The organism is Natrinema sp. 1APR25-10V2 (assembly GCF_031626495.1).
GTDB lineage: Archaea > Halobacteriota > Halobacteria > Halobacteriales > Natrialbaceae > Natrinema.
In genome coordinates, this window is the sequence record NZ_JAMQOJ010000005.1 from 488,073 (window position 1) to 507,230 (window position 19,158).

Here is a 19,158-nt window from a genome sequence, read left to right on the forward strand (position 1 = left end):
GTGCCAGCCAAAGCCAGATCCGCGTTAGATCCCACAGCTAAAGCCGTAAGCAGTTCAAACAGGAGCGAATCGGTAGCCGTCCCACTCTTGACCCTCAGGTTCGCGAATACCGGCGCCGGGTTCACGGAGTTCCTCGACGTAGACAGGTTCGACCTCGTCCCCGGTTTCGATATCGTCGGTTGTCACTTGACCGATCGCGCGAACCGTCTCTCCCTCGATATCAAACTCGACGATTGCGAGCGTGTTCGGCTCACGGACACCGGGCGGCGTCGCGGTGCTAGTGGTCCAGGTGACGACCTCAGCGGTGTACCCACTAAGATCGACCGTTCCGACCGGCTCCACGCCGTTCGGGCCGCGCGGGTGACCGGGGTAGCTGATCGAACCGTCCTCGTATCGAGTCGCGTCCATACTCATTGTGCTGCCTCCATGATGGTCGTGATCACGCAGTTACCGAAGCCGCCGACGTTACAGCACAGCCCGGCCTCTGCCTCAACCTGTCGGGGACCGGCCTCGCCGACGAGCTGTTCATAAATCTCGACGCCCTGAGCGACACCGCTCGCACCGAGTGGATGACCCTTCGATTTCAGGCCACCAGACGTGTTGATCGGCAGCTCACCGTCGCGCTCGGTGTACCCCTCCTCGACGAGTTTCCAGGCCTCGCCCTGCTCGGCGAAGCCGAGGCCCTCCATCTGCAGGAACTCGAGGATAGTGAACATGTCATGGAGTTCGGCCACGTCGATATCGTTGGGGTTGAGGCCACTCATCTCGTAGGCGCCTTTCCCACTCTCAACGACGCCGCCCATCACGGTCGGGTCCTCGCGCTCGTGGACGACGTGGGTGTCGGTCGCACCGTCGATCCCCGAGATGATGACGTACTCGTCGGCGTACTCCTCGGCGACGGACTCGGGACAGAGCATGAGCGCGGCCGAACCGTCCGTGATCGGACAGAAGTCGTAGAGTCGGAGCGGATCGGCGACGATCGGCGATTCAAGCGCCGTCTCCATATCGATCTCCTTCTGGAACTGCGCGTTCGGATTGTCGACGCCGTTCTCGTGGTTCTTGACGGCGACCTTCGCGAGACTCTCACGGGGCGCATCAAACCGCTCGAGATAGTGGCGCGCGGTGAGTCCGGCAAACGAGGGCAGCGTGACGCCGGTTTTGTACTCGACGGGATGGGTCAGCGATGCAATGACGTCGGTGGCCTCGCCCGTCGTCTTGTGGGTCATCTTCTCGCCGCCGACGAGGAGTGTCATGTCGCTGGCCCCGCTTGCGACCGACTGCCAGGCGGCGAAGATCCCCGCGCCGCCGCTCGAACTCGTCTGATCGACCCGCTGGGTGTAGGCTGGCATCGCGTCCAGGTCATGCGCCAACGCGTTGGGCACACCCGTCTGTCCCTCGAACTCGCCGCTCGCCATGTTCGAAACATAGAGGTGTTCGATAATCTCAGCGTCGACACCTGCGTCCTCAAGACATTCGAGTCCTGCCTCGGCGAGGAGGTCCATCACCCACTCACCTTCGCGTTGCCCGAACTGGGTCATCGAAGCGCCGATAACCGCCACGCGTTCCCCTTCCACGGATTGTCGACGAATTGTCATTTACACTCACCGTCCGATGTTAGCAGCGAGCATTCCTGCTCGTGCATTGCTCGATTGGCGGGTGCCTGTCTGAACAGATCGTGAATCATACTAATACTTAGTAGAGAGTCCTTCCGCTGATATCGTTGTTCGTAGAGATGTGACGGTCGGTTGCGGATGAGTGTCTGTGAGCGCTCCCCATGACGCTCAGTTGCGACTGCAGCGATCGACTTAAGCCCGGCAAAGAGTGGCCGATCAGACAGCCTCAGGAGTTGTTGGAGTCCAGTAACTGTCGCCTCCTTCGTTCTGTGAGGGGGATTAGTCTGTGGCGGTGTGCAACTGGCTGACGCCCTTGTTGGATATTCACTTGCGGACATCATTGTCGATTATTAATGTAGAAGCATATAAATCTGGAGTGAGTGACAGTCACATAGCTGTACCCAAATCAACGGACAGAAACAGAGTGGAGAGTACCTCTCACGGAAAAGTGATTAAAGCGGAGATGAAGATCTTATTTGCCGAGAATCACTACGAGATGATGAATTCTCTTGTAAGACAGCGATAGCCCACGATGGTGAAGTCTCCAGAGAAGGCCGTTTAGAATACACCGATAACGGCATGGTCAATAGCGCTGAACGCCAAGTTGAATCACCACTTCACCTGCTCGTTGATTGGGTTATATTCAATTTATATAATCACAAAGAAAAGAACCAACCACTATAGCCAGTAAATTCGTATTCGAGACGGCTCGTGAGTTCGATTCCGTATCTCGATTGGGATGACGAGGAGACGGACGGAGTTGGTGATCGTGGAAGCGCGTATGCGAGTAGTTCAATAGGCGTCGGAGGCTCATCCCGGTCGAGTGATGTACCAGCGAGTGAGCTATTTTTGGGGACCGGTTTGATCCGGCTGTCGTTGAGTTGGGTCCGACAGGACGCTCCCGGCGCGGCGACGACTTTGGCATTGCTTTCTTCAATCTGATCGAAGAGTATCTCACCGATGGACTGACTTAGTGAATAGTGCTCAGCCTCGTACCCGAACGTCCCGGCCATTCCACAACAGCCCGAATCGAGTGGATCAACGGCGTAGCCGGCCCGCCGGAGGACACCGACTGCATGATGATCCTTTTTCTCCGCCTTCTGATGACAGTGGCCGTGATAGACGACCGAATCTTCGGGTGCTTCCCACGCGACGTTCTCGTCGAGTCGGAACGTGTCCACGTATTCACAGAGACCGTAGGCATTTTCGGCGACCAATTCAACCGCCTTATCTGAGCATAGATCTAACACGTCGGACTGGAACATCACCGCGTCCGATGGTTCCGCCACGACGATATCCCAGCCTTCACGGACGCGTGGCTCGAGTTCAGCGATGTTCTTCTCGACGGCGTCTCGAGCGTCTTCAATAAACCCCTTCGACAGTGCCGGCCGGCCGCTGTCGGTTCGCTCGGCCACATCGACATGAACGTCCGCAGCCTCGAGGACACGAACCGCCGCCTTACCGACTTCCGGATGATTGTAGTTCGTGTAGGTGTCCGCGAAAAGGATAGCCTTCCGTTCGGCCTCGGCCACAGATATCCGTGAGCCACGCGCGTCGAACCAGTCTTGGAATGTCTCACGGCGGAATTCCGGGAGCGACCGTTCGCTCGCGATCCCAACCGTCTTCTCCGCGATCACGTCCGACCCGGGAAGCAATTGCACGAGGTTCGACACCGGTGCTAATGTACTCCCGATCGCCGCAAGCGTATCGAAGTTTGCGAAGAGGTGGTCCCGAAGACTTGCGCCGTGTTCCTGATGCCGCTCGTGCATGACTTCGGTTTTGAGTTTCGCGACGTCGACGCCACTCGGGCAATCTCGCTTGCAGCCCTTGCAGCCGATACAGAGGTCGAGCACCTCTTCGGCGAACTCGTCGTCAGTGGGATCATCCGGTAGATCGCCGCTCATCGCCTGTCGGAGGAGGTTCGCCCGTCCGCGGGTCGCCGTAATTTCTTCGTCTGCGGCTCTGTACGTCGGACACATCACGCCGCCGGTCGTCTCCTGGCTGCCGCGACAGCCGCCACAGCCGTGGCAGAGTTCGACCATCCCTTGCATGCCGTTCTCGTTGTCCCAGTGTAGCGACGGGTCAAATCCGGCGTCATACTCATAGGTATCATCGTACCGAAGGTGTTCGGTCATGTCGTGATCGCCACAGACGTTCCCTGGGTTGAGTAGCCAATCGGGATCGAACGCGGTCTTCAGATCACGAAACGTCTGCCAGAGGTCCTCGCCGTAGAGTTTCCGATTCCACTGAGTCCGAGCACGGCCGTCGCCGTGTTCACCAGAGACGCTACCGCCGAACTCGACGACCATGTCTGTCACTTGGTCGGCGATCGCGACCATGTCCTCACGATCCGCCCTAGCCTTCGTATTGACGAGAGGCCGAACATGGAGGACTCCCGGCCCGGCGTGGGCGTAGAACGCGGCATCGCTGTCTCGCCCCTTCTCGGTGAGCAGCGATTGGAAGCGCTCAACGAACGCGGGGAGGTGTTCGGGCGGGATCGCGCAATCTTCGATAAAGCTGATGTGCTTCTCGTCGGACGTTCGTGAGAGAAGGATCGGTAGCCCCGCTTTCCGGAGTGTCCAGAACATCTCACGGTCGGCCTTATCATGGGCCTCCAGTCCAGCGAACGCGATCGACTCATCGATTACCGCTCGATCATCGGGTGGCGTCACCTCGGTATCAGTCTCGGGAACTCTGTCCGTGAGGAGGCTAGCGGTCTGCTCACGGCCGTGCTCGTCATTATCGGCGTAGAACTCGACCAGTAGCGCTGCTTCAGCTTCGTCCGGAATGAGTGATGCTGCCTCCTCAAATTCGGTCGTCTCTCGAGCTAGTCCGAGGAGCACATCGTCGATAAGTTCGACCGCAGCCGGTTCATGCTCAAGCACGTGTTGGACGTCGGTCACAGCGTTGAGGACACTCTCGTAGAACAGTAGAGAGACTGCCTTTGTCTCTGGGACGGGCTCAAGCGATACTTCAGCTTCGGTGACGACGGCGAGGGTTCCTTCGCTGCCTGCAAGCAACCGTGCGAGGTTGACGGTTCCCGTCTCGGCCTCGTCAACGAGTACGTCGAAGTTGTAGCCTGAGACGTTGCGTTTCAGATCCGGGAACCGATCCTGAACGGCTTTGCTCTCCTCGTCGATAATCCGAATGACTTCTGCGTACACCTGCTCGAGAAGAGAGCCGTCGTGATCAGCACGTTCACGAAGCTCCGTGACAGATATTTCGCCGAGCGTGGCGACTGTTCCATCGGCGAGGACGACCTCACACTCTTCGATATAGGCGTCAGTCTTCCCGTATACGAGTGAGTGAGCGCCCGTTGAGTTGTTCCCGATCGCACCACCGATTGTACTACGATTTCCCGCAGCCGGATCGGGCGCGAACTTCAATTCGTGGGAAGCGAGCGCCTCGTTGAGTTCTTCAAGAATCGTTCCAGCTTCGACACGAGCCCGTTGTTCTTGGGGATCGACCATCGTGATCTCATCCATATGGCGAGTGAAATCGAGCACGACGGCCTCGTTGACGGCTTGTCCTGCGAGACTCGTCCCACCGCCGCGCGGAAGGACCGGGATTTCCCGGTCTGCACAGTACCTCATAGTCACGGCGATGTCGTCGGTCGACTTCGGATAGACGACACCGATTGGCGTTATTTCGTATGCACTTGCGTCAGTCGCGTATAGCTGCCGTGTATAGGTGTCAAACCGAACGTCACCGTCGACACGGTCGCGAATATCGTTCACGAGTGCTGGCTGACTCACGTCCTCTGAAGCTAAATCGTACGTGGCCTGCGGATCGGCGATTTCGTCTCCACCATCGAATACGTTGTTAGAGCTCGCAGTCATCCTCAACTGAACACTTCAAATAGATTGTCACACAGTTCCCAACGAAAAAACATTCGGCTGGACGACGATTCTGCTCGTGGATCACCGCGATAGCTGGTCGTTCACGAACCGAACAAATCATGCTGATCGCACTATCTAGATGACGAAAGACGTAGAAAAATGAATCACGTTGTGACCCGTGAAACCACCATTTAGAACTAATACGGATGAATCTGATCCCTCAAGCGTGGAAATCTGGCCATCTAATGTCTCTTTCCGAAGATTTACCATCATTAGAAACGTAGAAGCAACTGAGATATCATTCTCTATCAGAATAGCTCAATTAGATAGTCACAGATAATAGCACACTCCTGAGAAAACGGTAAACGGCCGGGGAAGCCGTACCGTTATTTGACACTTCACAGGGGGACGACACGAACAGGGCCGGGTGTGGTCTGGCAACTCCCCTGCGCCTAAATAGTGGTGCCAGTTATCAATAAGCACTCGGGAACCGGCAGCGTGTTTCGGTTTCTGGAGGTCCAATACTCTGGAAGAAATATTCGCTGGTCACCGATCCCTGTCTCTGTCGAAGGGAGACGGGAGGTGACGGCAGGTGGTAGATGAGACGCTGGTAGAGCATGCAAATATACAATCTAGTGGGTTGCCTATCGTACTATCATCTACAGATGAATGGGAAGAAGACCAGTTCTCAGCCTTCAATACGGTATTATCCACAGGGAAGTGCTCTGTAATAGTCCGGGGTTCTATAACTCCCATGAATATTTTACACTGTATGTCACTGCCTAGTTTAGAACCTCCACTAGGTTCTATCCGTTGAGTGATTTGTGTGGTCGTTGTGTGTTTTAGTAGTGTACGAATTCTTCAAGTCATTCGCGGACGCTCGCCCGACTGCCAACCCAGGAGGTATGAAAGCGGTCAACGCATAACTTCACCGACTGAAACCATTTTTCGGCACTGTCTAGTTTAGTACCTCTACTGGCGTCTATCCGTTAAGTGACTGGTGCGGTCGTTGTATGTTGTAGTAGTGGACGAACTGTTCAAGTCATCCTCTGACGCTCGCCCGACTGCCCACCCATGAATTATGGAAGCGGTCGACTCGCATCTTGAAGGTATGAAACCACTTTTCGATGAGGTTTCGATCAACGTAATTGAGTTGACCGCTCAATCCTAAACGGGAGAGGGCAGTCAGATAACCGTAACCATCAACGAGAAACATCGTCTCAGAGAGATCGTGTTTCTCGGTCAATTTATGCAGGAATACAGCGGCTGGATCGGTTCCTCGTCGTCCAAACACTGCGACATCGAGAATCAGCCGTGAGTCTAAATCTATTGCAGCATACACCCAAGACCAGTTTCCGTTGATCTTGACAGCGGTTTCATCAATGGCGACCCGCGACGGCTGCGCCGTCGGCGGGTCGTGTCCACTGTCAACTAGCTGATGCACTCAGTGTTAGATCGGCTGATGAGAGCGGTCAACGCCAATCAGGCGAAGAATCGCTTGTGCCTCCCGACCTGATGGGGCAGTTGGTGAAATACGAACTCGAACGCCAACAGCGTGAAGAGGATCTCCGTGAACGCACGGAGCATCTCAGCACGCTTATCGAGACCACCCCCGAATGTATCAAGACCGTTGCCCCCGATGGTACCTTGCTCCAGATGAACCCTGCCGGGCTGGATATGGTGGAAGCCGGTTCGGCATCGGACGTAATCGACGAAAACGTCTACGATCTGATCGCCCCCGATCACCGCGACCGGTTCCGTGAATTCAATGAGCGGATCTGTCAAGATGAAGAGAGAACCTTGGAGTTCGACATCATCGGACTGGAGGGGACGCGCCGCCACATGGAAACGCACGCCGCTCCGCTTCACAAGTCCGACGGAACAACCGTCCATGTGGCGCTGACGCGTGACATCACTGAACAGGTCGAACGTGAAGAGCAACTCGAGGAAACAGTAACCCAGCTCCAGCAGTCGAATGACCGACTGAAACAGTTCGCATACGCTGCTTCCCACGACTTACAGGAGCCGCTGCGGATGGTGTCGAGTTATCTGCAGCTTCTCGAAAACCAATACAAAGATGACCTTGACGAGGATGCACAGGAGTATATTGATTTCGCAGTTAACGGGGCAGACCGGATGCGAGCAATGGTCGATGATCTCCTCGCATTTTCACGGGTCGAACAGGCCGATGGGGAGTTCGAGTCGGTCGAATGCGACGCTCTCCTCGAACGGGTGATGAACGACATCCAGGTGCAAATCGAGGAGGCAAATGCCGAGATTACGGTACAATCGCTTCCCACGGTAGTGAGCGATAGAAGCCAGCTCGAACAGTTATTCAGTAATCTTGTTTCAAACGCCATCAAGTACCGTGGGGATGACCCTCCAGAGATTGATATCAGAGTTGAGGAACGGGCCAACTACTGGGAGTTTTCGGTTGTCGATAATGGAATTGGGATTGACCCGGATAAAACTGATCGAATCTTCGAGGTATTCAAGCGGCTTCACCATGAGGATGAGTATCCGGGGACAGGGATTGGTCTGTCTCTCTGCCAGAAAATCGTTGAGAACCACGGTGGGGAGATCTGGGTCGACTCCGAACCTGGTGAAGGATCGACATTCTTCGTGACGCTCCCGAAACGAACGGCAGAGTCATAGTCGGATGAATTGCAATGGCTGATGTAGACATTCTGTTGGTTGAAGACAATCACGGTGATGTCCATCTTGTTGAGTGGGCGTTCGATACTCGAAACCTCCCGGGCACATTACATGCCGTTCAGACGGAAGACGAGCGCTTGACTGGCTGTTTCAGCGCAGTGATTTTGCAGATGCTCCACGCCCGGATCTTGTACTGTTGGATCTGAACCTGCCAGCGGCCGGATGGCAAGAAATCCTAGAAGAAATCAAATCTGATCCTCTGCTCAAACGGATCCCGGTGGTCGTTCTGACGAGTTCCCAGGTCGATGATGATTTGAGAAAAGCATATGATGCGTCTGCTAATGCTTGTATGCGGAAACCGGTTGGTCCAGAAGATTTCGCGGACCATATACAACAGTTTGTGGGGTTTTGGATATCAACGGCAGTGCTTCCTCCAAGTGATGAGGACAATTGACACGCCTGAAATTGACTGGTTTGAAACACTCAGTATATACGCTGCGATCAGGCTGTAGATGGCGGATGAATTGCGTGTTTCTGCCTTATTCGATCGTGTACGTCGCGATCTCTGATCCACCGCATGCCGGACAGTGCTGTGTTCGCTGATCTACAGTTGTTCCACAGTGCCGGCACTCATGGATCACGTCAGCGGATTCGGTTTCCACTGAGCGTCTCGGTTCCCCATCTGTCGAAACCGCTCGTTTCAGTCGCTCCCATCCCCCCATGCTCAATCACCATACCTGTTTCACCAGTAACGCCAAAAAGCGTTTCGCTGATCCATCTCCTCGCCGTCCTGCGATATACACGTCACTAATGCTGGGCGGGTATGAACTCAGAGATCTTCAGGTGGCTGGGTGACGCGGAGTTCACTGTCGACCTCGTAGAGGTAGCCACGGTCGATCAACCGTGTCAGTGCATGGTCGGCATCCCCCGGTTCAAGATCGATTTCGTCAGTGGACAGGAGTACCTCGATTGCCTCGTCACGCGGGATCGCCAGGACGTGGTGCTGGCTTTCACCGTGGTCCTGTCCGGTGAGGTGATCGCAGAGGATATTGTATGCGTCCAGCACCCAGCCGGGGAGTGGTGGACGGGGATCAGTGGCCAGGGACATCTATCAGATCACCTGTCAACAGACTGTTCCAGACGCTCATGCTTAACTATATCCCCGGATCTAGGTGCCGGTACTGTATTTCGTGACTGTCCACATACTGTCCGAATGTATATGGTGTCACGTACTAGTGTATCTGATCAGCAGGAGACAGCAGCAGGATTTCTTACTCCAGAACTGCTCGTGAAACGCGCGTTCAATACAGGTCAGTTCTGTATCATTTTTTTTTGCTACTGGTTTTCGATCTATAGCACATTTTACAGCATCCCTCGTTCTCCGAGAAGGCAATTCCCTGTTATCAATATAGTTAACAGATAGATGGCTGATCCTATATTATGGCTTCAGACGGTACCGGTAACCCAGAGACGGTGCTCGCTGATCTTGAGCTGACGTGGGGCTCACTATCCAGATGACCGCGCTCAGCACACTCGGATTAGTTATCGCTGCGACCGTACTGCGCGGCCTCTATCAAGTCGTTACTGGACAGCCGGCGTCGTTTCAGTTTGTGTCCGGCATCAGTTGGTGGACCACCGCGCTGGACGTTCTCGTTATCCTCCTCTGGCAACCGTCTTCCTCGTCCCTCATGAGTGGCTGCACGGCCTTGCTATCCGGTACTACGGCGGCGAAGCAACATATGGCGTCGGGATCGCACACTTCATTCTTCCGTACGCGTATGCCACTACGGACCACGAGTTCACCCGCAATCGATTCATTGTCGTCCTCATGACCCCCGCTGGCGGTGATGACTGCCGTCGGTGTACCAGTAATGCTGATCTTCGAGTGGGGCTGGCTCATCGTTCCGCTGGCTGCAAACGCCGCTGGAGCGATTGCCGACCTCTGGATGACGATGACGCTCCTTGCTTTCCCCGAAGATGTCCGTCTCGAAGATCACCCCGACGGCGTCCGGATACTGGGCCATGAAAGCGATCACCGCCGCGCACTGTCGGTGACCGCTGTCGTCTAGGACATACTCGCCGGCGGCGTGTTTCTCGTGTTGGCAGTCGTCGATCCACTCATTCTTGATATCCTCGGCATTGATTCGCTCACGGTCGGCATACCGGACACGTTCAGCTTCCTGTTTTCGTTCTCGTCACCACCGACCGAAATTTCAATGAGTGTCGGTCCTGGCGTGCTCGGTATTGGCGCAGTCGTCGGGCTGATCTACGCATTCCTTGGAAGTTATCGACGCGTTCGGTTGAGCGCTGGTGGGTCACGGATCAAAGAATGGATAATAGATTTGCGTCTTTACTGAGCGAGTTTCTGTTGCTCCTGCTGTAACAAGGAGTCGGATTACTCCTCTTGTCCTCACAGCATCCTTTTCTGTGGCTTCGCCGATTCAGAGGCAATGAAGGGTGGGGAACGCACTCGACTTGTGGCAGCGTGCGAAGACTGTGGGACGATGTATGCGGCTTTCGAGCGGCCAAACGGTGAGATACGACCGATCGGGAACCGGAAGGGGTGTGCATCCTGTGGGGGAACAGCGTTCAGGCCACTCCCAACGTTCTCGGACGAAACCGGAGAAGCGAATGTTGACTGACCAGTACCGCCCAACTTCTGTTACCACCAAGGAAGACTCTTGACCAAGACATCTCTAAACCGGTCGATCGTACAGGGCGAGGAGGATCTGGGGTGCCTCTGACGGCGATAGGGATAATCTCGTGCCGCTCGAGATGAGTGGTGAGGAAGGAAATACAGGGCGGCGCTGGCCAGACACAACATGGGGTTCAGAGTTGTGCCGTGGCACTCAAAGAGGTCTCTCGGCAGACGATCAAGGGTTCTCCCTGAAGAACCGGGGAGAGCTCTCTGACCGGTATCTGAGAATCCTCCCTTCTGCTGTCATGGACTGTTTATCATCTGTTCACGGTCTTTATTGGTATCTCTTCCTGGAGGGAGACGATATATTGGGATACTTCTCGCTGAGTATGCTCTCTGATAAGGTGATCCTGAAGCGAACGATCCAACTCCAATATGTCCTCACAAAGTGGGCACTCGACCGGTGGTTGGAACGCCATCTTTCGTTGATTCACCTATTGACAGAATGGAGTAAGGCCTGCGTATTCCTGTGTATTATACTGCAGAAGAAATCACCCGGGCAGAGTCACGCCGCAGATAGGGTGAACGAGAACGTTGTTCCCTCACCGGGTTCAGAGTCCACCCAGATCTCACCGCCGTGGCGTTCGACGATCCGCTGACACAGCGCGAGGCCGATACCTGTCCCCGGATGCTCCTCATGGCTATGCAGTCGCTGGAACACCTGGAAGATCCGGTCCTGCTCCTCGGGATCGATGCCAATCCCCTTGTCATGGACTGCAATTATGTACTCTGATCCGTATTGTTCGGCATCGATGTGGATCTGCGGTGGCTCGTCACCGCTATACTCGATCGCGTTGCTGATCAGGTTCTGGAAGACTTGCTGGAGCTGGCTATGATCGCCATGGACCTCTGGCAGCGCGTCCACCGTAATCTCGGCGCTGCTTTCCTCAATCGCCATCTGGAGGTTCTCGAGTGTATCTTCGAGGACCTTGTCCAAATCGACCGGTTCGAACGGGTCGCCCTGTGTTTCCACCCGGGAGTACTGGAGTAGTCCCTCGATCATCTCCTGCATCCGGTCGGCGCCGTCGACAGCGAACTCGATGAACTCCTCTGCATCTTCGTCCAGTTCGTCAGCGTAGCGGTTTTCGATGAGTTGCAGGTAGCTGGTGATCATTCGCAGCGGCTCTTGCAGATCGTGTGACGCGGCATACGCGAACTGCTCTAAGCGTTCATTCGATTCCTCGAGTTGGCGTTCGTATTCTCGCCGGTCGGTAATATCCCGGCCGATTCCTGCGAGCACCATATTCCCGTCCGGGTCTTCGAGCGTCGATGCCACAAACTCGTACGGGATGTGTTCCCCATCCTTGGTGCGGACGTCTGCTTCGACCTGTGTCTGCCCCGTGGTGAAGCCGTCCTCGATCGCGGCTGCGATAGTCTCCTGGTCGGCCTCGCCGAAGAACTCCAGCGCGTGCATCGACTCGATCTCTGTGCTCGAGAACCCGGTGACAGCACTGAGACTCTCGTTCCATCGCTGGAGATCACCGTCCTCATCAAGCAGATAAAAGACATCATCAATCGCATCCAAGATCTTGTCCGTGTACTCTTTGTACCGTTTGAGGCGGTGTTCCCGTTCACGGAGTGCCTGCTCACGCCTTTTTCGGTCGGTGATGTCCCGGACGACACCGATTTCCTCCTGTGTATCACCGGTTTGTAATGTTGCAAAGGTCCCCTCCGCAGGGACACGGTTCCCCTCCGCCGTCTGAATCTCCGCCTCCATCGTCGGGGTGCCTATTTGCTCGTCAGGTGCTGCCAGCCGCTCCTGTGATTGCTCGATCGTGGCCTCGTCGACGACCAGCGAAGCGTGTGCACCGACGAGTTCTTCCCGCGTGTAGCCGGTCAGCTCCGCGTACGCCTCGTTGACCATCGTGAAATAGCCGTCCTCGTCCTTGACGTAGATGCCATCGTCGATCGTCTCCACGATCGTTTCATACTTCGCCAGTTCTTGCTCATGCTCGACCCGGTCGGTTACATCGCGGAAATAGACCGACAGGCCTGATTCCGATGGATAGACGTTAAACTCGAACCAGGCGTCAAGCTCCTCCTCATATACGTTGAAGCTGACTGGCTCCTGTGTCTCCATCGCCGTCTGGAGTTCCTCCCAGTACACGCCTTCTGTCGCCTCGGGGAACACGTCCCAGACGTTTCGCCCGAGCAACTCCTCTCTGGATTGTTGCATGATGTCGGCGGCCTGTTCATTGAGGTGGGTAAACCGCCACTCGTCGTCAATCGCGTAGAAGGCGTCGGAGATCCGGCCAAGAATTTCGTTGAGTTCGGTTTCGAGCTCAGTCTTCCGCTGTTCGAGTTGCTGTTCTCGTTCTTTGAGTGCGGTGATGTCTTTCCCGGCTGTCACGACACGGTCGATTTCCCCATCGGAGCCGAAGAGCGGTGCGGCATTGATCCGGAACTGTATCGGGTCGCTGTTCGGTGGATCGATCGTGAGTTCTTCCTCCAACACTGGCTCCCCGGTTGCGAGGACACGGGCCGATGGTGTTTCGTCCGGGGAAATCGGGTCACCATCTGCATCGTAGACTGTCCATTCCTCGATGTCTTCCGGTTCCTCGATGAACTCCTGTTCGGAGAGACCAAGAAGGTCCTGTGCCCGCTGGTTCGCCAGCACTGTCTCACCGTCAGCGTCCTGGACGGCGATAGCAACCGGTGCCGTCCGTAGCAGTTGTTCCGTTTGGCTGTACTGGCGGCGGAGTTGCTGTTCACGTTCTTTCTGCTCGGTAATATCGTCGACAGCCACGACAACCTGTTGTTCGTCGTACTTCTCGCCGTCGAGTGGTGCGGCATTAAGCGAGAGCCACCGGCGACCGAGATCCGGCAGTTCAACCTGACATCGGTAATCGTAGACCGGGTCACCGGTCTCGATGACCTGTGTCCACGGCCACTCCTCAACCGGGATCGGTTTATCGTCAGCGTCGTAGATCTCCCACGAGTCGACGCTATAGTCCGGGAGTTCTGCCTTGTCACTGCCGATCCGGTCAAGCATACGCTGATTTGCACGGACGAACTCACCGTCACGAGCAAGCACACAGATACTGACCGGGACGGTCTCGAGGATTTGTTCGGTAAGATCCCGTTCCTGCCGGAGCTGTTGTTCGTATTCACGCCGCTCGGTCATGTCACGCGTGACCTTCGTGAATCCCCGGAGTGTCCCGTCGGCGTCACGGATCGCGGTGATGGTGACATGCGCCCAGAACCGGGTGCCGTCCTTGCGGACGCGCCAGCCTTCATCCTCGGTGCGGCCTGCTTCCGCCGCTGCCTCGAGGTTCCGTTCGGGTACTCCGTCAGCGGTAGCGGTATCCGTATAGAAGGTGGAGAAGTGTTCGCCGACGATTTCATCCTCTTGGTAGCCCTTGATCCGTTCAGCGCCCTCGTTCCAGCTAGCAACGGTACCGTCGGGGTCAAGCATGAAGATCGCGTAGTCCTTGACGGCACTTACGAAGGACGCAAACTCCTCTCTGTCAGGCTGGTCGGGGAGGCTTTTGGATTCAGGCCGCCACCAGACCTGCGTACCCTCACCGAGCTGCCTGGTCTGGAGTTCACCGCTGTCGGCAAGATGTTCAAGACGTTGTCGTGCCGATTGCCGCGGACAGTCAAGCGTGTCGGCGACATCACCGGCAGTGATCGGCGTCGCTGGCTGCTCGAACTGCGTGAAAACACCCCGCACTTCCTCCCGAGTAACATCCGGAGCTGAACCGGGGAATCCCATGGACTCGTATCTAGACCCGGGACCGTAAACGCTTGACGTTCAGAAAATGCCCCAGAAATCATCTACAACTGAACCTGGCAACCCCCGTCCGACATATTCTTTCGGTCAAAATATCCTGAATGATAATGGAATAGACACGGAGAGGTGTCAGTCCCGTTTCTGGGCGATAACCAGTCCCGAATCACGAATGAGGATATCATACCGGTCCTCGCTGTAGAGACAGAGATCGACAAGCACATCACCGATTCCCTCTCCGTTGGTGAACAGGCGGTCTAGCGCTTCCGAATTGATCTGGTCATATAACCTGAACCCGAGTTCTGCTGGTGACTCCATGGGATCGGTATCCTCCAGAGCGGCAATCGCATGGATGATAGCGATACTGGGCGGTCGGTCATCATCAAACGTGAGCTCAACGCGGTCTGGGCTGGGAGAATCAGGGTTCTCTGGGGTCATTGTCGCTGGCAAGCATTACATCCAGAAGGATGAAATCCCCTCCAAGATCCCTGTAAGGTACTTTGAGGAGCGGCTTTATGCTGTCCGGTGCATTCGCAGGGGGCATCTCCCCGCCGGTGAAAGGAAATGCTGTCTGTCCTTCCATAGCGCTAGTTTTCCTATCGAGGGTCCACTTCATAGTGTCTGGCCACCTACGGATACTATGCTGGCTGCAATATTCTCCGTGCAGCCGGATGACTTCGCACTCGAATAAACCCTAGACGAGGTTCCAGGGATGCGTCTTGAGGCCGAGCAAGTTGCTGCACATAGCACTGAATGGGGTGTACGATACCGTTGAGTACGATCAAGAACGCGATCTGATTGTCCTTGCTGATCATACGGCGCAGTTAGGGCCCTTTCTGGAGCTAGAGTTGACTACCGATACACTGTGAGACGTTGGAACGCTGGGATGTCTCAGAGCGATAGTCGATAGTGGTATGAGGCCAGCAGAAAAGCCGGTATCCACTCCGAATGGTACTGGTTAGCTGTCTGCCGAGAGAAGCCGAAGATATGGGTCGAGGTCATCCTCCACCAGAAGTTGGACTGTCTTGTGTTCGTCATCGTACGTGATGACGCCAGCATCGATCAGCTGTGGAAGATGGAGATGTGAGAGGCCGGTGAGGATCCGTTCGTACCGGTCACGTGTAGTGACCTCTTCGCGGACCGCGATATATTCGGCGACATCACCGAGCGGTACTGCTGCTGGTTTGTGAGCAAGATATTGGAGCAGGCATTGGCGATGTTTGTGAGAGAGCACTTCGAACATCGTTGTCGGCTCGATCTCCGGGCTGTCAGCACCTATACCGTCAGGGTCGATTGCATCGGTCTTCATGATTACTCCGGGTACTCGGCTTACACGGCGCTCCCAACGACCAGTCGTCATCCAGCGACTTCAGCGGAGTCTACATACGAACGCGTAGAGCGCATACAAATAAATTCCGGTAAAGGTAACTGGATTTTACCACGACATTCTAAAAATCAGGGCGATTATCAGAGAGGATGTGGGTTATCGGAGGTACGCCCTACTCAATGAGCTCAGGATCGTATCCGGGGTCATCGTCGGAATAGACTTTTCTAATATCTATAACCCAGTTCGGTGCATCTGCCAAGGGAGTAGTGATCTCCCACTCTCCTTCGACTGTTTCATGGTTTGCAAACGAACGCAGGATGAGCGTCTCAAGGGCTTCCTCGAAGGAGGGTGCATGGTCCGGGTCTCGAATAGTGTCTGATGGAGTCATTCCCATGGTGGAGGGCGGAGCCACAGTCTACTATTTATGTACCGTGATACGATTGTGGACTCCACATATCTCCGGGGCGATGTATGGATATAACGTCATCGGTCAGTTCTCAATCACACGACGCCTTCGGGAAAGGCCAGTGGGCGGTGTGGCGACCTTGAGGTGTACGCTGCTGAACGGTATTTTCCAGTGACGGGTGAGCGTGTCCCGGGTGCGCCGGAGACGGTCCAGGAGCGTGGCGACGCTCTCGTAGTGACTGTGACGGTGTGAAAAAAGGCAGGTCTTCTTTGTCGAACATATAGATAACGTTCTTTGGTTCTTCCCTTGAACAAGGCCGCTCCCTACGCATGAACAACTTGCCGGCAGGGCAACGACCGAGAAACTGATAACGAAACTTGAGGCGGTCAAGATCGAGTTCACGGAAGCGGATGGCGCCGTCAGCGGCGTGACCGGGGCACTTACCAATGCGTGCTAGCAGGCAGACGTGCTAGCAGCATTACTGCTCTGAGTAGACCCACATCTCCCGGATTCCGGCCGCAACACGGTCAATAATCCCATGCAGTGGGTGTTTCGTTCCTGCAACAAGGAAGTCTCGAGGGCGAACTACACAGCGTGAGCAGGAGAATTGATCAACCCTGTCGTGGTATTAAGTACCATGGCAGGAACTCTGCGCGACCTGCCGGCAATCGCCCGTATCAGCTACGACTGTGCTGAGGGAGCCGCAATAGCAACCTGTTGGTTTTCAAATGGTGCCAAACTGCGGTACCGTGAAACCGGCGATGGCAGACTCCTCGAGGAAACATTTCATCCGCGTGATCCCCAGACCGTGTGGGAGGCAGTGGAAATCAGCCATGGTGAGGCCCGGCCGGGACAGACCGCATGTGAGTGTCTCGTCGAAGCACTCGCCGAGTACGATTGGTATGTCCGCACCACCGCTGAGACAAAACTCCAGCATGACTGGCCCCACCTTGCCGAGGTTCTCATCACCGGCAGTGATAGCGACTTCTGTCACTCCCCCTCTGGACGGAGCCAGATACTCGACTGATGGCCGGTCTCCCAGCACCGGGAAGGCCGGTTTGGGTACGCAACCGCTCTCTTTTGTCCAGGAATACGATGATCAATAGGCGGATCCCTGCCTAACCATCAGGGGGTGTCGATATCCCCGTTCGGCCAGGAAAAGTGCTGGAATATACGGTCTCAATCAGAGAGTCACCGGCCGTATCTGAGGGTACTATCCGGAGAGAATAGTGGCAGAATTTTTTGGCTTCCAATCTGGAGGAAGGATACCATTTTATGCCTGTGCCAACAACTACCATATAGGATGGGTGGTGTCTGTTCAACGTGCGGATTGCCGGTGGAACTTTGCGTCTGTGAAGACGTCGCCAAAGAGTCCCAGCGGATCACAGTCCACATCGATGAACGCAGGTATGGGAAGGAAGTCACCGTGCTCGAAGGGTTCGCCCCCACCGATGTGGATATGCAGAAGTTGGCATCGGACCTGAAATCGCAGTTCGCATGTGGAGGAACCGTCGGAGATGAAACAATCGAACTTCAGGGAAACCACACCGGCCGCATTGAAGACTACCTGCGAAAACAGGGGTTCACCGTCCAATGAGGGCTCCGACAGTATTGCCAGGAGCAGATACTGACTAAAGAAGCGGTGGAGACTCTAAGATGGTACCCGTGAGATAAACCGGTATGGGGCTTGCACCCGGCCAACGTGTGATCGATCGGGATGACGATGATCCTGACCTGGCAGTGGTTGTCCACTGTCCCGACGCGACCATCGAAGAAACATCTGTGACCGGGGCGGACAGCGCGGAGCGTACCGTCGCGGCGGACAACCCGGCGTACGATGCGACCGAGTCGGCAGTAATAGTCGCCTTCGTTGAGTCCGGCCTTGAGCAGGACTGGCCAGCGTGGCGTGACAGCCCCGCCGCGGACCTCTACGACGGGGTACGCGAACACGGTGTGAAGTGCTACACGTTTCCCGAAGCACGGCTATCGCCGGTCAATACCGAAGACGCTCCGGCAGAACCGGCAGACACATTGGTGGAACTGGACGCGCTGCAGACACGTCTTGCGGACGCAGAGTGGTCACTCACCCAGGCCGACGACGGGACGGTGATTGCCGAGAAACGGGGCGAGCAGTACCGGATCTCGCCGACGGGTGACGTGGACGGTGACGGCCAACTCCGTGAACCCTTAGAAAACCTTGTCACACACTACCGACTGTGATCGCTCCGCTACCCGCCAGCAGCGAAGTTCCCCCATCACAGAGGAGGACAGGAGACGGTATCACGAAACAGGGTTCACTGCCATCACGGCCACAGTAAGACCGTGTTGCGCAACGTAGAATCAGACAGGAACCGCCTGTCTGCTTTAATCGATCCGCCGACTAACGGGTCCACTGGAAGTGGCAAAAATTGGGGAGAGAAGGTTGGATTCTAAGGTTTTCGCTGGAAGCCAAGGGCCGGATTTGAACCGGCGATGGGCGGCTCTGCAGGCCGCTGCGTTCGGCCGGACTCTGCCACCTTGGCGCGTTTGATGGTTGTGACTGCGTTCGTTTAAGCATAGCGGTACGACACGGTTCGTGTCCGTACCGTACTGCGTATAAATACAGAAAGCCCCCAGCACCGGCTGCGGTGCTGGGGGCTTCTGAAAGTATAAGTATGAGTGGTCGGCGGCGAAACGAAGTTCCCAGAGGCTCGCGCACTCCAGTACTGGCCGTAACGCAGGCGAGCTTATCTTCCGTGTTCGGGATGGGTACGGGAGGAACCTCGCCGCTGTGGCCGCCTTAACGCCGATTCACGGAATCGAACCGCGATCATGCCAATATCGGTGGTGTCTCGACCGTAGTGTACGTGTAGTCCAGTTTGCGTCCGGACCCGTTCTCGCGTCACGGATC

General features: G+C 55.7%; 16 protein-coding genes, 1 tRNA gene, 1 rRNA gene and 2 pseudogenes. 7 read left to right on the forward strand and 13 right to left on the reverse strand.

All coding sequences use genetic code 11. The features are described from left to right. Nucleotides 1–54: 54 nt before the first annotated feature. From NDO75_RS18320 to NDO75_RS18340, 5 genes and pseudogenes are all read right to left on the reverse strand, one after another. Entirely contained in the window at nt 55–414 is a 360-nt protein-coding gene (locus NDO75_RS18320) for an OB-fold domain-containing protein (protein WP_310908057.1), read from the reverse strand. After that, nucleotides 411–1,595, reverse strand: a complete 1,185-nt coding sequence (locus NDO75_RS18325; RefSeq protein WP_310908058.1) for a thiolase family protein — start codon at nt 1,593–1,595, stop codon at nt 411–413. Before NDO75_RS18325 ends, NDO75_RS18320 begins: the two co-directional genes overlap by 4 nt. A gap of 674 nt (nt 1,596–2,269) precedes the next feature. Then, nucleotides 2,270–5,452 carry an FAD-linked oxidase C-terminal domain-containing protein gene (locus NDO75_RS18330; protein WP_310908059.1) on the reverse strand — a complete coding sequence of 1,061 codons (3,183 nt, stop codon included), beginning with the start codon at nt 5,450–5,452 and terminating at the stop codon, nt 2,270–2,272. 842 nt (nt 5,453–6,294) lie between these two features. Beyond that, a pseudogene (locus NDO75_RS18335) lies at nt 6,295–6,402 on the reverse strand (IS6 family transposase); the annotation flags it as partial. Nucleotides 6,403–6,434: 32 nt separating this feature from the next. Next, a pseudogene (locus NDO75_RS18340) lies at nt 6,435–6,968 on the reverse strand (IS6 family transposase); the annotation flags it as partial. Nucleotides 6,969–6,979: 11 nt separating this feature from the next. Between NDO75_RS18340 and NDO75_RS18345 the strand changes: the two are divergent. Further along, complete coding sequence (locus NDO75_RS18345; protein WP_310908060.1) at nt 6,980–8,107, forward strand: ATP-binding protein; 1,128 nt, start codon at nt 6,980–6,982, stop codon at nt 8,105–8,107. Nucleotides 8,108–8,180: 73 nt separating this feature from the next. After that, nucleotides 8,181–8,561 carry a response regulator gene (locus NDO75_RS18350; RefSeq protein ID WP_310908061.1) on the forward strand — a complete coding sequence of 127 codons (381 nt, stop codon included), beginning with the start codon at nt 8,181–8,183 and terminating at the stop codon, nt 8,559–8,561. Between the two features lie 375 nt (nt 8,562–8,936). Here NDO75_RS18350 and NDO75_RS18355 read toward each other — a convergent pair whose 3' ends face one another. Further along, nucleotides 8,937–9,215: a hypothetical protein gene (locus NDO75_RS18355; RefSeq protein WP_310908062.1), complete on the reverse strand. Its 279-nt coding sequence runs from the start codon at nt 9,213–9,215 to the stop codon at nt 8,937–8,939. A 739-nt stretch (nt 9,216–9,954) separates the two neighbouring features. On the opposite strand from NDO75_RS18355, the gene NDO75_RS18360 reads away from it, so the two are divergent. Together NDO75_RS18360 and NDO75_RS18365 are read left to right on the forward strand one after the other, a co-directional pair. Beyond that, a complete protein-coding gene (locus NDO75_RS18360; RefSeq protein ID WP_310908063.1) occupies nt 9,955–10,176 on the forward strand; it encodes a hypothetical protein in 222 nt (73 codons plus the stop codon). Between the two features lie 30 nt (nt 10,177–10,206). Continuing rightward, nucleotides 10,207–10,464, forward strand: a complete 258-nt coding sequence (locus NDO75_RS18365; protein ID WP_310908064.1) for a hypothetical protein — start codon at nt 10,207–10,209, stop codon at nt 10,462–10,464. 846 nt (nt 10,465–11,310) lie between these two features. Here NDO75_RS18365 and NDO75_RS18370 read toward each other — a convergent pair. The 5 genes from NDO75_RS18370 to NDO75_RS18390 form a co-directional block, all read right to left on the reverse strand. Next, a complete protein-coding gene (locus tag NDO75_RS18370) occupies nt 11,311–14,520 on the reverse strand; it encodes a PAS domain S-box protein (protein ID WP_310908065.1) in 3,210 nt (1,069 codons plus the stop codon). Nucleotides 14,521–14,667: 147 nt separating this feature from the next. Continuing rightward, a complete protein-coding gene (locus NDO75_RS18375) occupies nt 14,668–14,973 on the reverse strand; it encodes a HalOD1 output domain-containing protein (RefSeq protein WP_310908066.1) in 306 nt (101 codons plus the stop codon). Then, nucleotides 14,954–15,151 carry a hypothetical protein gene (locus NDO75_RS18380; protein WP_310908067.1) on the reverse strand — a complete coding sequence of 66 codons (198 nt, stop codon included), beginning with the start codon at nt 15,149–15,151 and terminating at the stop codon, nt 14,954–14,956. The genes NDO75_RS18375 and NDO75_RS18380 overlap by 20 nt, the downstream gene beginning before the upstream one ends. A 342-nt stretch (nt 15,152–15,493) precedes the next feature. Further along, nucleotides 15,494–15,844 carry a hypothetical protein gene (locus NDO75_RS18385; RefSeq protein WP_310908068.1) on the reverse strand — a complete coding sequence of 117 codons (351 nt, stop codon included), beginning with the start codon at nt 15,842–15,844 and terminating at the stop codon, nt 15,494–15,496. Nucleotides 15,845–16,034: 190 nt separating this feature from the next. Beyond that, nucleotides 16,035–16,256 carry a hypothetical protein gene (locus NDO75_RS18390; RefSeq protein WP_310908069.1) on the reverse strand — a complete coding sequence of 74 codons (222 nt, stop codon included), beginning with the start codon at nt 16,254–16,256 and terminating at the stop codon, nt 16,035–16,037. 649 nt (nt 16,257–16,905) lie between these two features. Between NDO75_RS18390 and NDO75_RS18395 the strand changes: the two genes are divergently transcribed. The 3 genes from NDO75_RS18395 (at nt 16,906) to NDO75_RS18405 (ending at nt 18,488) form a co-directional block, all read left to right on the forward strand. Continuing rightward, nucleotides 16,906–17,295, forward strand: a complete 390-nt coding sequence (locus tag NDO75_RS18395) for a hypothetical protein (RefSeq protein ID WP_310908070.1) — start codon at nt 16,906–16,908, stop codon at nt 17,293–17,295. Between the two features lie 276 nt (nt 17,296–17,571). After that, the gene (locus NDO75_RS18400; RefSeq protein ID WP_310908071.1) at nt 17,572–17,865 is read left to right on the forward strand and encodes a translation initiation factor; all 294 of its coding nucleotides are present in this window, start codon (nt 17,572–17,574) and stop codon (nt 17,863–17,865) included. 83 nt (nt 17,866–17,948) lie between these two features. After that, nucleotides 17,949–18,488 carry a hypothetical protein gene (locus NDO75_RS18405; RefSeq protein WP_310908072.1) on the forward strand — a complete coding sequence of 180 codons (540 nt, stop codon included), beginning with the start codon at nt 17,949–17,951 and terminating at the stop codon, nt 18,486–18,488. Nucleotides 18,489–18,714: 226 nt separating this feature from the next. On the opposite strand, the gene NDO75_RS18410 is transcribed toward NDO75_RS18405, so the two are convergent. Together NDO75_RS18410 and rrf are read right to left on the reverse strand one after the other, a co-directional pair. Next, nucleotides 18,715–18,790: transfer RNA gene (locus tag NDO75_RS18410), tRNA-Cys, on the reverse strand. Nucleotides 18,791–18,928: 138 nt separating this feature from the next. Continuing rightward, nucleotides 18,929–19,050 (reverse strand): 5S ribosomal RNA (gene rrf, locus NDO75_RS18415). Between the last annotated feature and the right edge of the window lie 108 nt (nt 19,051–19,158).